The organism is Chryseobacterium sp. SIMBA_038 (assembly GCF_046535115.1).
Lineage (GTDB): Bacteria > Bacteroidota > Bacteroidia > Flavobacteriales > Weeksellaceae > Chryseobacterium.
In genome coordinates, this window is record NZ_JAWRXH010000105.1 from 1 (window position 1) to 282 (window position 282).

General features: G+C 44.3%; 1 protein-coding gene. It reads right to left on the reverse strand.

What is annotated here, in order from left to right; all coding sequences use genetic code 11:
- The coding region (locus SB689_RS22900; RefSeq protein ID WP_410694363.1) for a hypothetical protein at window positions 1–214 on the reverse strand (214 nt) is incomplete at its 3' end.
- Window positions 215–282: the final 68 nt, after the last annotated feature.

Consider the following 282-nt stretch of genomic DNA (forward strand, 5'->3'; position numbering starts at 1 on the left):
GTCTCAGCGCCTCTACTCCAATTCCGCCAACAGTGTGAAAAAGATTTCCACCATCCAACAAATAGCCCTCTGTTTTGAAATCAAGGCCAGATTTTGAATAATATTCTTGATAAACAAATACCGCCGAATTTTCTCTTGGGCGCAACTCCGTCTCCAACCACGAATGATTGACTTTTATACCGGTTCCAGGATTTACTCGCTGCAAACCATTCAACCTAGAGCTCAAGAGTCTTACCTTCGAATCGTACTCGGCCGCCGACGAGTTATGCTTAACATCAATCC